Source organism: Streptomyces sp. NPDC088794 (assembly GCF_044750545.1).
GTDB lineage: Bacteria > Actinomycetota > Actinomycetes > Streptomycetales > Streptomycetaceae > Streptomyces.
Map to the genome: position 1 here is coordinate 52,058 of NZ_JBIVKB010000012.1, position 12,812 is coordinate 64,869.

The 12,812-nt window shown below is 70.4% G+C and carries 12 protein-coding genes; all 12 read right to left on the minus strand.

The annotated features are described in order from the left end of the window. Positions 1 to 3: 3 nt before the first annotated feature. The 12 genes from ACIP6U_RS29865 to ACIP6U_RS29920 all read right to left on the minus strand — a co-directional run bounded on the left by ACIP6U_RS29865 (position 4) and on the right by ACIP6U_RS29920 (position 12,806). A complete protein-coding gene (locus tag ACIP6U_RS29865; protein ID WP_401724034.1) occupies positions 4 to 411 on the minus strand; it encodes a hypothetical protein in 408 nt (135 codons plus the stop codon). A 72-nt stretch (positions 412 to 483) separates the two neighbouring features. Then, a complete protein-coding gene (locus ACIP6U_RS29870; RefSeq protein WP_401724037.1) occupies positions 484 to 1,017 on the minus strand; it encodes a hypothetical protein in 534 nt (177 codons plus the stop codon). A gap of 2 nt (positions 1,018 to 1,019) precedes the next feature. Continuing rightward, positions 1,020 to 1,874 (minus strand): hypothetical protein, encoded by an 855-nt coding sequence (locus ACIP6U_RS29875; RefSeq protein ID WP_401724038.1) that lies wholly within the window; start codon positions 1,872 to 1,874, stop codon positions 1,020 to 1,022. A 22-nt stretch (positions 1,875 to 1,896) separates the two neighbouring features. Then, positions 1,897 to 2,463 carry a hypothetical protein gene (locus ACIP6U_RS29880; RefSeq protein WP_401724041.1) on the minus strand — a complete coding sequence of 189 codons (567 nt, stop codon included), beginning with the start codon at positions 2,461 to 2,463 and terminating at the stop codon, positions 1,897 to 1,899. A 77-nt stretch (positions 2,464 to 2,540) separates the two neighbouring features. Continuing rightward, positions 2,541 to 4,022 carry a hypothetical protein gene (locus ACIP6U_RS29885; RefSeq protein ID WP_401724044.1) on the minus strand — a complete coding sequence of 494 codons (1,482 nt, stop codon included), beginning with the start codon at positions 4,020 to 4,022 and terminating at the stop codon, positions 2,541 to 2,543. Positions 4,023 to 4,111: 89 nt separating this feature from the next. Further along, positions 4,112 to 5,749, minus strand: coding sequence for a hypothetical protein (locus ACIP6U_RS29890; protein ID WP_401724047.1), 1,638 nt, complete (start codon positions 5,747 to 5,749; stop codon positions 4,112 to 4,114). Positions 5,750 to 5,755: 6 nt separating this feature from the next. Continuing rightward, complete coding sequence (locus ACIP6U_RS29895; RefSeq protein WP_401724049.1) at positions 5,756 to 6,163, minus strand: XkdF-like putative serine protease domain-containing protein; 408 nt, start codon at positions 6,161 to 6,163, stop codon at positions 5,756 to 5,758. A gap of 7 nt (positions 6,164 to 6,170) precedes the next feature. Then, positions 6,171 to 9,542 carry a phage portal protein gene (locus tag ACIP6U_RS29900; protein ID WP_401724052.1) on the minus strand — a complete coding sequence of 1,124 codons (3,372 nt, stop codon included), beginning with the start codon at positions 9,540 to 9,542 and terminating at the stop codon, positions 6,171 to 6,173. A gap of 21 nt (positions 9,543 to 9,563) precedes the next feature. Next, positions 9,564 to 11,249, minus strand: a complete 1,686-nt coding sequence (gene terL / locus ACIP6U_RS29905) for a phage terminase large subunit (protein ID WP_401724055.1) — start codon at positions 11,247 to 11,249, stop codon at positions 9,564 to 9,566. 20 nt (positions 11,250 to 11,269) lie between these two features. After that, a complete protein-coding gene (locus tag ACIP6U_RS29910) occupies positions 11,270 to 11,857 on the minus strand; it encodes a hypothetical protein (protein WP_401724058.1) in 588 nt (195 codons plus the stop codon). A 122-nt stretch (positions 11,858 to 11,979) separates the two neighbouring features. Next, positions 11,980 to 12,468, minus strand: a complete 489-nt coding sequence (locus ACIP6U_RS29915; RefSeq protein ID WP_401724059.1) for a hypothetical protein — start codon at positions 12,466 to 12,468, stop codon at positions 11,980 to 11,982. 17 nt (positions 12,469 to 12,485) lie between these two features. Beyond that, positions 12,486 to 12,806, minus strand: coding sequence for a hypothetical protein (locus ACIP6U_RS29920; protein WP_401724061.1), 321 nt, complete (start codon positions 12,804 to 12,806; stop codon positions 12,486 to 12,488). Positions 12,807 to 12,812 lie beyond the last annotated feature (6 nt).

Sequence of the window (12,812 nt, forward strand, 5' to 3'; positions counted from 1 at the left end):
GGGTTACTCCTTGCCGTTCAGAAGGCCGCCGGCGTTGTCCGCGGCCTGGTTGGGCTTCTTGCGGGTGGAGGCCCAGCGCCCGTCCGCCGGCGGTCCCTCCGGCCAGTTGAAGACCGTGGCCAGCTGCTCCGGGATGTCCGGGGTTGTGTCCGTGGCGGGTACGGCCGGGTGGTGGGCGTGGCAGGTGAGCGGGACGTGCGGGTACACGCAGCCGATGCTGTGGGTGTACTCGTAGACGCCCGGCGCCAGTTCGGAGCCGTCGCTGCCGGACGCAGTACCCGCCGAAGGCTCAAGGGCCGGTGAGGTGGCGCTGTTGTCCTCGGCAGGGGTCGGTGGAGCTGACGGGGCAGCCGGGGCGGCCTCTTCGGCCTCCTGGCGATCCGGGTCGCTGCTGGTGGTGGTCCTGGCCATGCGTGGAGGCCTCCGGTTCGTGAAGGGGAAACGAAAGGCCCCCGCGAACAGGGGGCCGACAAGAGCAGTGGGTTAGGCCTCGATGTACTCGACAGCCGCGAAGCGCATCTCGAAGTAGCCCTTGGTCAGGCCCGCCTTGGAGGCCGCTTCCGAGTACTCGACATCGATGCCGTCACCGCCTGCCTCGGTGACGTGCTCACCCGCCTGGAACACGCACCCGCCCAGCGTCCGGTCCTTGCGCATGTGGGCGACGAGGGCATCGCGCAGCGTGTAGGCGTCATCCTGGGCGTCCTCCGCGTACGGGGTGTTGCTCCGCAGGAACACCCGCAGGATCGTGTCGTAGACGATCAGCTTCATCCCGCTGTGCTCGCCGCCGACTGCGACCCGGCGTTCGTGCTGGCGGGGAATGGTCGCCAGGACGACGCTGCCGGTGCGGGTGCCCGGGTCCATGCCGACGAAGTAGTCCGCGGCCTTGTCGTCGGTGGGTGCGCCGCGGCGTACGACGCCGACGCCGGACACGGGTGAGCTGCGGTAGGTGCGTGTGGCTGGGTCGTAGTCGCCGCCGAAGTAGCGGCAGATGCCGTCGAGGATTTCGGTGATCGCCACGGTCAGCTCACCACCGTTTCCGACTTCAGGATGCGGCGGGCTTCCTTGACGAGGCCGAGGCCGGTGGGGCGGGAGTCCTTGGACCGGGTGGAGGAGGCGTTGTTGTCCGGGAACTCGTCCTCGCCAGCAGTGTCCGGGCGCAGGAGGACGCTGGCCGCGTAGGAGGTGATCGCCAGCCGCACGTCGGCCGACATGCCCGTGAAGCTGAAGCCTAGAAGATGGTCGTTGCGGGTGGGGGCCGCCAGGGGGATCGCTGTGGGCTGGGGTGCTGGCGTCGGTGCGGGAGGCTCGTAGTCGTCGGCCACGACGACGATCTCCTCCGCGCCGGGCTCCCAGAGCCGGTACGCCTCGCCCGGCAGGATCCCAGTCGGGTCGGCGACGGTGAGCGCGGTCGCTCCCGAGGTTGCGTCGGCGTTGATGAGGGTGGTGGCGCGGCCGGCGATGAACGTCCAGCGAACGTAGTAGCCGGGTCCGGACATGCTCCGGGCGCCGCCGATCGGCAGCCGCACCAGCCGGCGCTCCTCGGTCCATGCTCCGGACAGGTCGGCGACGTCGGCGAGGTCGGTGGGGCGGGGACCGTACGCGACGGCGAGCACTGACAGGACCGGGAAGTGGTTGGCGACGAGCAGCAGGTTGCCGTCCCGGTCGCAGCGCGCTCGCTGGGACCGGGTCACGACGTGGGCGCCGAGCGGCTGGTTGCATTCGCCGTCTGCCCATTCCGAGGCCATGAGCAGGATGTTGGTCAGCACTGCGGTCTGTGCGGCCGGGTCGCTGGTGTCCTGGCGGAGGTTGTCCAGGGCGAGGTAGGTGGGGTGGGCCGCGAACTCGGCTGCGGTCACGTACGGGGTGGCAGGCACGGCCGTCTCCTTTCGGCGCGCCCTACTTGGCCGGCTTGGCGGCCGTCTTCTTCGCGGTGGCCTTCTTCGCGGGAGCCTTCTCGGCAGCGCCCTGGTCGCCTTCCCCCTGGCCGTCGGAGGTCTGCGGGCTGCCGCCGTCTCCGTCGCCCGAGGGGGCACCGTCGCTCGCGGGGCTGCCGTCGGGGTTCTCGGCCGCGCCCTGGTCGCCTTCCCCCTGGCCGTCGGAGGTCTGGGGGCCGCTGCTGTCTCCGTCGCCCGAAGGGGCGCCGGTCTGCTCGTGCCTTGCATCCGCGCTGCCGGCAGGCGGCGGCGTCTGAAGGGCTGCTGTGGTGGTGCCGGCGGCTGCGACGAGCATCTCCACAGCTCCGAGGAGGGTGGCCGGGTCCTTGCGGCGTTCGAGCTCCTCATTGAGGAGGCGCCGCTGCCGCTCGATGTCGTCCTCCCAGGCTGGCCTGCCGTCGACGTGGAAGCCGTGCAGGCGGCTGGAGAGCTCGTTGGGGAAGTCGAATCCCCCCTGCTCGTCGGCCTCGAAGAGGCCGTACTCGGGGTCCTCGAGCGCGTTGGCGCCCGTGAGGGTGTACAGACGCATGTCTGCTGCTCCTGGTGTTGGTGGCGCGCGGGGCCGGTGCAGACCCCGGGGCGGGGTCTGCACCGGAGGGGGATGGATCAGGCGACGTTCTGCAGGGTCGCCATGGCGACCGGGGCGCGGTTGAGGAAGGCGCCCACGGACCGGATTTCGAACTCCTTGCGGGGGCCGCCGCCCGAGGTGTTGGCGACGCGGCTGATGCCGTAGTCGAACTGGGCGGTGTCCCGCAGTGCCCTGTACTCGAGCACCGAGTCGATGTTGGCCTGCGGGAACGGGACCCTGTCGGTCCTGGCCACGATGGTCCCCGGGGGCAGGGAGACGTGGACCTCGATCGGCACTGTCACACCGCCTGCGGGGGCGTTGACGACTTCGCCGACCCGGCCGCCCGCGGTGACGTTGATGCGGCCCTGGGAGTCGGTGTTGAGGAAGGTGGTGGCCGAGGTGGAGCCGAGGATCAGGTTGGCGATCTCCTGCGCCTGGACCGCGTTCATCATCAGCGCGGTGGGGGACGCCTTGATCTGCTGCCACAGCGGCAGGAACAGCTTGTCCTGGATCTCGGAGATGTTGCCGCCGGCGAGCGTGAGGGCGGCGCCGTCGAGGGAGTTGTTGATGGACGGGTTGGCGGTGCCGGAGCCGGGCTGGACCCACTGGCCGGTGCCGTTGTAGTCGCCGGCGAGGCTGGCGAGGAAGCCGTCGTAGTCGTTCGCGTTGCCGGAGCCGTTGTCTGCGGCCGCGTTGAACGTGGGGACGACGGTGGAGATGTCCGGCAGCGCGGTGCCGGCCGGGACCGCGTTGTTGGAGCTGATGGTCGCGGTGATCGAGACCGTGTTCGTCGTGGTGGTGCTGTAGTAGTACCAGGTCGAGCCGTTGGCGCTGTAGAACCAGTCGTAGGCGACGGCGCCGCGCACGGACGGGACCGTCGCGGTGACCTTGTTGGCGGACCCGGAGCCGAACGTGGTGGTCGCGGAGTTGCCGCGGCTGTTGCCCGAGCCGTAGTAGTAGCCGGAGCCGGTGCGCGCTGCGACGCCGACGTAGACCTGGACGGCGCCGATGGTGCCGCCGGACGCGACCTGCGTGAGCGTGGGGGCCGCCGGCCTTGCGAGGGCGAAGCTCTGGCCGCCCAGGAGCTTGCGGTCGTCGCCGATCAGGACCTGGTTGAGGACCTGGAAGGTGGAGATCGCGTACGGGTCGCCGTAGCCCTTTGCCAGGTCGTACGCGTCCTGGGTGACGAGGCCTGCGTAGCCGGTGGGCTTGTAGCGGGCCTGGAAGTCCTGCTCCGCGAAGACCGTCTCGTTCGCGGCGTAGTCGAAACCCATAGCCGGGTCGGGCTGTGAGCTCGTGACGTTCATGATCGCGCGCCATACCGCGTAGGGGTTGCCGTCCGGGGACTGGCGGCGCGAGACGATGTCGCGGAACGGAGTGACCACCGGGATCAGACTGACGAGCCCGGAGAGGTCGTAGCTGTAGATGCCGGTGCCGGTGAGGATGCCGGTGGTCTGGGCCTTCTGAATGGCTTCCAGGCCGGCGAGCGTCTCTTCCGTGACGCCCTGCATGGTGTTCATGGGGGCTCTTTTCTACGCATGCGAAAGCCCCGGCACGCGGCACGTGGCGGGGCTGCTGGTGGAGTGGGGGCGGCCGTGCGCCCGGGCGGTCAGTTGCCGCTGTGGATTCGCGAGAGCTCCGCGATCGCCAGGCCCTGCATGTCGGTGGCGATCTGGTTCTGCGCGGTCGCGTCGCTCGCGCCGTACAGCGACTTCTTGAGCTGCGTGCCCTGGGCGGCGGCGCCTGTGGCGGGAGCGCCGCGGTCCTGTCCGCGCAGTGCGGTGGGCGGCGGGACGGCTCCCTGAGTGAACACCTTGGGTGCGGCCGGCTGCTCTTCCAGCGTCTTGACCAGTCCTTCCAGCGTCTCGACGCTCTTCGTCAGCTCACCGATCTCCTCTGCCTGCTTGGCAAGGAGTTCGGTCTGGCTGGCACTGCGCTCGTCGACCGCTGCGGTGATCATGGCCTCGACGTCGCTGCGCTTGAGCAGGGCGTCCTCGGGTGCGGTGTCGGTTGTCGGGGTGGTGGTCTTGGCGACGTCCTCGTCGTCGACGGCGTCGCTGGGGGTTCCGACCTCGGCCGGCGGTGCCGGTGCGAGGTCGGGGGTCTCGGGTGCCGCAGGCGCGGCAGGGGCGTCCTCGGCCGCGGGGGTCTCGGGCTCGGCGTCGGCGATCTGTGTGATGTCGCCGGGATCCACGATGCCGACCAGCTTGCCGTTCTTGTCGTACACGGCGACCTGCGGCGTCTTCGCCTTCGCGACCGGCTCCTGGACGGCAGGGGCGCTGTCGGCCTTGGTGATTCCGTCGGCGGCCGTCGCCGGTGTCTGGGTGCCGGCTGCGGTGAAGGCGTCGCCGGTGGTGACGGCGGGGGGCGTCTGGGGCATGGGGGCCTCCTGCTTGGTGACCGGCTGGCCGTCGTCGGATGCGGTGGGTGCCTGGGGCAGCGAGGCGAGGACCTTCTGGAGGCTGTCGACGGCGCCGCGGATCGCGTTCTCGTTGGCCGTGGAGAGGACGCGGCCGGCCTTCGCGACCTGGTCGAGGGCCTCGATGGTGTCGAGCGCGGCCGGGTCCCAGCCGGCGAGGGCCTTGCCGACGGCAGCCATGCGGTCGTCGCGGGTGAGGGCGTCGGCCTGCTCCGAAACGGCGAACGGCGCTAGGAGGCTGATGGCGTAGTCGATGGCGCAGGCGGCGTCACCGAGGTCCATGACGTTGTCGAGGTCGTCCGGGCAGCCGGCGGCGGGCTCGAGGAGTTCGCGCTCGACGAGGACGTCCAGGGCGCGGCGGGCGCGGGCGAGGATGGCCGTCCACTTGGTGGCGGTCGCCGCGTCGACGGCTTCCCAGGCGGCCGAGCCGGGGACGTTCGGGTCGCCGTCGACGGTCTCGTCCGGCTCGGCCAGGGCCACGGTGGGGTCGAGGTCGCCCGGCGGGCTGGCCTCGGCTCCGTCCTTGACGACGTCGGCCGGCGCTGCGTCGGTGGTCTCGGGGGTGTTGGCGCGGACGGCGGCGCCGTGGATGACCTTGGCGATCGCGGCGGGGCTCCCCGTCATCGTCACCATCTCCTCGGGTGGGGGTGCGGATTTGGACAGCAGGGTGCGGACGTAGTCAGGGCTGAACAGGCCTTGTGCGCCGTCCTGTTGCTTGGCGATCAGGAAGCGCATGCCGTTGGCCGCCTTGTCCACGAGGTCGACTCGCGGGATGGACGCGTCGACGAGCTCGGTGAACTCCTCGCCGTCCTGGATCGGGGTAGTCATGCCGCATCACTCCTGCGCGCGGGGGTCGGTGGATGCCGACTGCGCGGGGCGCCGGCGGGCTGTGCCCTGGAGAGACCAGCCGGTGACCCGGCCGGACTTGACGAGGTTCCAGGCGGTGTCGTCGAGGATTGCGCCGATGAGCCAGTCCCCCTTACGGACGGTGACGCCGTCACCGAGGTCCCATGGGTCGGCGCGCCAGATGTAGGACTCGACGACGGTGGCGTGGCCGACCGTGTTGTCCGGGCCATGGAAGAGGCCGACCTGGGCTCCGGACGGCAGGAAAGTCCAGGCGGCCTTCTCGAGTTCCTCGGGGCTGAAGTAGTCGCGGGCGCCGTCCAGCCCTCTCTGGATCTTCGGGTCCGGACCGGCCTGGTGGGCCACGCCGAGGACGTAGCGCTGCTCGGGAACTGTCACGGTGATGTCACCTCCCTGCTGTGACGGGCATGAGTGCGCAGCGGCAGAACGGGTGTGCCGGCGGCATGTAGACGCCGGAGGGGAACTGGGTTTCCAGACGGAGCGCGCCGGCCTCGGTGTTGGACATGCACAGCGGGCAGACGCGTTCGTCGACCGCGGTGATCCATTCCACGTACTCGATGCCGTTGACGCGGTACGTGGACAGGCTCGCGGCGGAGACTGCGCGGGCCAGCTCGGTGGTGGCGATCATCTCGGCGCGGGCCGGGTTGCTGAGGATGCCGCTGATGTTCCGGGCGATCGTGTCGGCGCTGTCGCCCCGTGCCGCGCCCGCGGCCAGGGCCCGGCCGAGTTCGTTCAGCCGGGTGTTGGCGACGGAGCGGATGATGATGCCGCGGTCGCGCAGGAGCGCGTCGAGGCCTCCTCCGTTGGCGTTGCGGCCCAGGAGGAGCCGAGCGGCTTCGACGTCGCCGGGGCGCCAGTTGCTCCAGTCGACGGGCCGGCCGAGGAGGACGGAATCGGCCGAGGCGCTCCCGATGACGATGCCGTCGCGGTAGAGGTTGTCCATCGTCTGCCGGATGGAGTCCGGCAGGTTGACGGGCTGGCCGCGCAGCCAGGTGCGGGCCAGTTCCTCGAGCTGGTCGTTGTGGCTGGCGGCCGGGACGACGTCCATCCACGCGTGGGAGAGGGCGACGGGGTCGGCGCCGGCTTCGAACGCGGCGGCGATCAGGGGCGCCCAGTGGGCGACGGCTGCCCTGTCCATGGTCCAGCCTGGCCACTCTCGTGCCGGACGGTCGCCGTCCTCCTCGTCGCCTGTGCCGCCGTTGCCGTCGGCGGCCTTGGCGACGGCCGCCATCTTGTCGCTGACGGTTTCCCCGTCGTCGTGCCCGTGGGACCCGTCGACGTGCTGCCAGCCGTCCATCGGGTCGTAGACCGCGCGCCAGCCGCAGGGGCAGGGCGCCTCGTAGACGCCGTCCGCCGAGATGGTGACGTCCTCGAGGGAGCCTTCGCACGGGACTGGGCCGCTTCCTCCGGCGGACAGGCCCGAGGCGTCGCAGTGCAGGCATTCGCTGCCGTTGCTGTGCTCGCCGCTGCCGGAGCAGCAGGGGCACGGTGCGAGGAGCCGCAGTACCTGGTCGAGGGAGTCGGCGAGCTCCGGGCGCAGTGCCGGGTTGCCCGGCAGTTGGGCCGGGTCCCACCAGGCGATGCTCTCCACGCAGTCGCCGTCGGGGTCATCGGGGTTGGTGACCTGGTCCCGGGTGTTGAGGTTCAGGAGGGACTCGGCCGCGATGTCGTAGACGAAGCCTTGGTAGATGCCGTGCACCCAGGTCGGTGCGGTGCGGAATGCCAGAGCGGCCGCGGTTTCAGGGGCGTACGGCAGGACGATGCCGGTTTCCTCAGACCACTCACGGGTGGCGGCGGCGAGCGGTGTCTCGCCTTCTTCGATGTGGCCGCCGGGGAACTCCCAGGTCCCGGCGGCGGGGTCGGTCGGGTCGAGGCCACGCTGCAGCATGAGGACGCGGCCGGAGTCCGCGGCGCGCACGGCCAGGCCGGCGACCGCGACCTGTCCGGCGGCCTTGCGGACTGCGAGGCGGCCGGCGTCGTTGAGGCGGTGCGCGAGGAGCGGGTCGGCGGTCCTGAACTCGAAGTCGCGCCAGGTGCCGGAGCGGCGGCGGCCCTGGCGGAAGCGGCGGAAGGCGGCGATCTCCCGCTTCAGCAGCTCCTGTTCTCCTCCCCTGTCGTTGGCCTGCTCGCTGTCCTCGTCGTCCTCGTCCTGGTCGGTGCGGTGGCTGCGGCCGGCGAGGTCGACGCCGTGGATGCCGGTGTCCACGGTGATGCCCTCGGTCGAGCCGGCGGGTGCCTCCTTCGAGACTTCGTCGTCGGTGACTGCCTCGCGGAACTGCTGCTGGTAGGCGTCCTCGGCCGTGCGGGCGGTGGCTGCGTCCGTCGTGCCCGGCTTGGGTACGACGCCGGGCGCGGCGATGTACGGCTGGGGCACGACCGGTTGGTCTTCGGCCGGGGCGTGGGTGTCGGGGTCGGTCTTGCCCGAGATCCCTTCGATGGCCAGTAGCGGGACCGGGCCCGAGCGGGCGGCGAAGAAGCGGGGCGTGGGCCGGCGCGGGTCGGTGGGCAGGCCGACGAGTTCCTCACGGCCCTCGTCGGCGCTCGCCATGCCGGACTCGATGTAAATCTGCCAGGTCTGGGCGAGGGCGAGTCGGTCTTCCTTCTCCTGGCCGGTGTCGAAGGCGAACTCGACGGGGAGGCCGACGTCGTCGCGGAGGAACGAGGTGAGTACTCCCTCGATGTGGGAGACGAGCGGGAGGTCGCCGACCCGGTGCTGGACGTCGGCCTGGGTCTCGCCGCTGCTCTTGTTGACGGACTCGGTGAACCCCAGGTCGGAGGGGACGATGTGGTAGGAGGCGCAGGTCTTGCGCATCAGGAACAGGCTGAAGGAGTCGTCGAAGTCCTTCTCGCTGGACCAGGCGATCTTCCCGCCGCCCGGGATCCACTTGATCTGCGACTGGATCTCCTGGTTGCCCTGCATGAGCGCGTCCCAGGCCAATTGGAACTGTGCGATCTGTTCCGGGGTCCATGATTCCGGAGCGGAGGCTAGGGCCTTGGGGATGTTGCCCTCGGTGAACCGCTGCAGGAAGTGCGCCTGGAACCGCAGATCCGTGTTCGCGTTTAGGAGGATCGTCTCGAGCGGGGCCTGTCCGTACGGGGAGTTGGAGCGGGGCCGGAACGGCTCGTAGATCAGGTCGCCGCGGGTGAGCCAGTTCCAGGCCAGCCCGTTGACGTACTGCACGTAGGCCTCGGCCGGTTCTTCCGGACTGTTGCCCCAGTAGTCCAGCAGCGGGGCGATGGTCGTCCCGTCGACCACGCTCAGCCCGATGACCCGCTTGCCGCGGTTCCGCAGCCGGTACAGGGTGCCGGCGTCGTAGGCGAGGATGTCGTACAGCCACTTCGCCAGCCACGCCGCGAACGGGGTCTGCCGGTCCGGCTTCCGCAGGATCTGCATGCCGATCTTGATCGCGTCGGACGCGTCCCCGGTGAAGCCGCGCGCGGGTACGAGTGACCAGTCCAGGGCCCGGATCGAGTCGATGCGGTGCCAGATGCACATCTGCGCCACGTCGTACGCCTCGACGAGGCCGCGGAGCGTGTCGAAGGAGACGCGCTCGTTGGACTTCGGGCGGGCGGCGATGTTGTAGCCGGTGGTGAAGTCGTGCGAGCGGGGCTGGCGGCTGAATCCGTCGTACGGGGCGATCGGAGTGCCCGGGGAGAACGTCGTCGCCGAGGTCATGCCTGCTGCGGCTGCCGCTTCCTGCATGGCAGCCGGTTCGCGGCCGCCGAAGACCTTGGCCAGTCGGGAGCGCCAACTCACGCCAGGACACCCCCTGTTGTTCTATCGGTTCTGGTTGCGGTATGCCTGGTCACGTAGCCGCTTTCGGAGAGCGACCGGGTCCTCAGGCTCGGGTTCGGTCGCTGGTGCTGCAGGCTCGGATTCGTCGGCACGGTCGGTGTCGGGCAGGTTCGAGACGACGGCGTGCGCCTGCGCCTCGTAGGGATCGGCGCCGCGGGCGCGTGCCTCGGCGGCGCTCTGAGCGAGCCGTGTGACGTAGTCGATCCAGGCTTGGGCGCCGGTCCCGTCGAGGAGCATCTGGGAGAGGGCCTGGCTGGTGGCGTCGACCTGGTCGTCGTGAGCCCCGTTGGGGAACTCCGCGGCCTCGTTGATGAGCTCGTCGGGCTCGAACAGGGCGATTTCCCCCGTCGGCAGGAAGACGTTGCCGGCCTCGATCACCGGGGCGACCGCGTTGGCCCTCCCGTACTTGCTCTCGGTCGGGGTGACCTCGACGATGCCGGGGATCTTCGACTTGAGCGTGTTGATGACCGCGGTCCCGTTGGCCTTGTCCTCGACGTACTTGGCCGTCGCCTGTGGCCAGCGCGCCACCATCGCCTTGAACGCCGTCAGCGTCTCCGTGAAGGTGAGGCGCTTGCGGACCTGGTCGAGGAGGTAGACGTTGGCGCCTCGCCTGGCCCAGACCTGGCCCACGACGAAGTCCGAGCTCTTGGTGTCCTTGAAGGCCATGTCCCACGACATGACGAGCCCATCGGACTCCTCGACGCGGTAGGCGCCCGGGACGGTTGGGTGCTGGGACCACAGTGGCACGCTGTAACGGCGCCACCACTGGCGTCGCCACACGTCGCCGGAGTCGGGCGAAGGGCGCCCCTGGTAAAGGGCGTTGAAGACGCGCGTACCCGCTGTGATCCGGATGGCTTCCCATTGCGCAGTGGTGCGGCCTCGGGCCGACTTGAGCCACTCCCCCGGCGACCGGCCGAGTGCGTCGGTCTGTCCCTTGGCGGGGTCGTGGTCGGCGAGGGCGGGGATGTTGATGACCCGCCAGCGGTGCCCGTCCTCGGCGGCGATGAGGCGGCCGGCGAGGTCGTCCTCGTGCCACCGGGTCAGGATCACAATCACGGGCGCGCCGCTTGAGAGGCGGGTTGATCCGACGCTCTGCCACCAGCCCCAGACGCGATCGCGGTAGTACGCGCTGTCTGCCTGCTCCGCATCGGCGAACGGGTCGTCGATCACGAGTGCGTCGACTCGACGGCCCGTCAGGGACCCCTTGAGGCCGACACAGATGACGCCGCCGCGGTGGCCGGCGAGTTGCCAGCGGGACGCGGCGCCGTTGTCCCGCGCGATCCGCAGGCCCAGGTCGAGGCTGCCTTCTTCGCCGTTGTAGGTGGTGACCCAGTTGCGGATGTCCCGTCCGAAGGACTCTGCCAGCGGCTTGTTGTAGGAGACGATCCCGATCTTCAGGTCACGGTTGCGGTGCAGAGCCCACAGCGACCCGGTCTTGGTGACTCGCTGGCTCTTTCCCTCCTGCGGAGGCATGGAGACGATCAACCGGGAGTCGGGCGTGCTGTACGCCCACGCGACCGCCTCGTCGACCAGGTCGAGCGCCACGGTCTGCATCGTGTCCGGCTCGACAACCTTGGCCAGCGCGCCGGGAGTTGGCCAGCGGTCGGCGTCTGGCCGAGGTTCAAAGGAGCGGGCTGCGTATTCGGCCCATTCGAGCGTGGCGGCCATGGGCAGCCGCCTCCCTCAGCTCACGAGGCCAGAGCGCGAAGATGCCGTGGCACGACCTCGGGCACCCGGTCCTGCTGCTCCTGCGTGAGTTGCAGGTCGGCGAGGATCGCCCGGATCACCTGCGCCACGAGCGCGCCGTGCTGCTCGGCCATACGGACCTTGCGCTCCTCGATGCCCGCGCTGATCGCCGCCGCACACACCTTGACCAGGTGGGTGCGCTCGGTCTGGTAGAGACGCAGCCAGATGTTCGGAGCGGTCTCCCAGGTCGTGCCCCGGTCTTCGCCTCCGATTTTCTGACGGGTGACGCCCCAGACGAGCGAGGACTCCCGTCGACGGCCGCGACCGTACGCCTCCTCGTCGGCGCCGTCCGCTTCCTCGTCGTGGTCGTCAGAGTCAGCGGCAGCCTGGGCCTCAATCTCCTGGACGCGGTCGCGGAGCCATGCAACGTGGCCGGCCGTCCACTGCACCTCTTCGAGGAGTGCCTCGGCCGCCGTGGTCTCGACCCTCCGGCCGTAGGTCTCCACGAGCTGGAGGGCCCGCTCCTCGGCGACGCGTCGACGGCCGGCCTCCAGGTTCTGCGGGGCGCTCCCGCCGTGAACGCGGCACACCGTCTGCCCCTTGAGAGCCCACGCGCGGCAGCGATCGCCCTTCGCGCCGTCCTTACCCTTCTTGTGCGCGGTGCAGCGGCGCCTCTCGGTGGGTTCGGCCAAATTCCCGGTGCGGTTGGCCATCACGCGCCTGCCGACAGCCAGTGCGCCGGAAGCAGCACTCTCGGCACCTCTTCTTCCAGGGGCGCCTCGCGGAGGGATTCGGGGGTGCAGTCGCAGCCGGGCAAGTCGGCCTCGTTGGGCGCGGTGCAGCTGCTCAGGTGGAAGAGGGTCGCGCCGTCGAGGCTGATGGCGTGCGCGGCGCACGCGTACACGGCCCGCAGGACGTCTCCGGCGGTCGGCAACGGCGGGAAAACCGGGGCCGGTTGCTGCATGTCGGCGAGCTTGAGCGCCTGGACGCGCCGCTTCTCCTCGGTCTGCCGGACCTCGGCGAGTTCCTCGTCGGTCGGTCGGCGCTGCCAGTGCACTGCGGCGGGCTCGCCGCATGCGACGCAGGCCGGTCCTGCCGGCAGAACCGGCGGATCGGCAGACTCTGCGACCGCCGGAGGAAGCGCGGCAGTGGCGGTGGCGGGGTGGATCGGGTCGGGGTTGGGCGAGGTGAGGGTGTCCACGCCGGTCCTCCGTTCTGTCAGGTCACAGTGAGCTGTCCGACGGGGATGACGGGCTGCTCGGGGTTGTCGGTGATGCGGATGGAGACCGCGTACTTCCCCTTGGCGAGGGTGGGGCCGGGGCTGCCGGGGCCGACGAGGACCTGCGCCCGGTAGCTGTTCGTGCCGGGGATGGGGTTCTGGCCGTCCCAGCCGCCCTCGTACCAGGTGACCGGCCGGCCGCCGATGGCGGTGAAGGCGAACTCGACCGGATCGCTGGTGGGGTCGTAAGGCTGGCCCTGGACCGTGGCGGTCACCTCGGCGCCGACGAACTCCCTGCTGTCGCGGTCAATCGTCTGCACCCCAAC

Coding starts and splice junctions, on each gene's coding strand:
- ACIP6U_RS29880 (WP_401724041.1), bottom strand. CDS start 2,463: ATGCGTCTGTACACCCTCACGGGCGCCAACGCGCTCGAGGACCCCGAG.
- ACIP6U_RS29885 (WP_401724044.1), bottom strand. CDS start 4,022: ATGAACACCATGCAGGGCGTCACGGAAGAGACGCTCGCCGGCCTGGAA.
- ACIP6U_RS29890 (WP_401724047.1), bottom strand. CDS start 5,749: ATGACTACCCCGATCCAGGACGGCGAGGAGTTCACCGAGCTCGTCGAC.
- ACIP6U_RS29865 (WP_401724034.1), bottom strand. CDS start 411: ATGGCCAGGACCACCACCAGCAGCGACCCGGATCGCCAGGAGGCCGAA.
- terL (WP_401724055.1), bottom strand. CDS start 11,249: ATGGCCGCCACGCTCGAATGGGCCGAATACGCAGCCCGCTCCTTTGAA.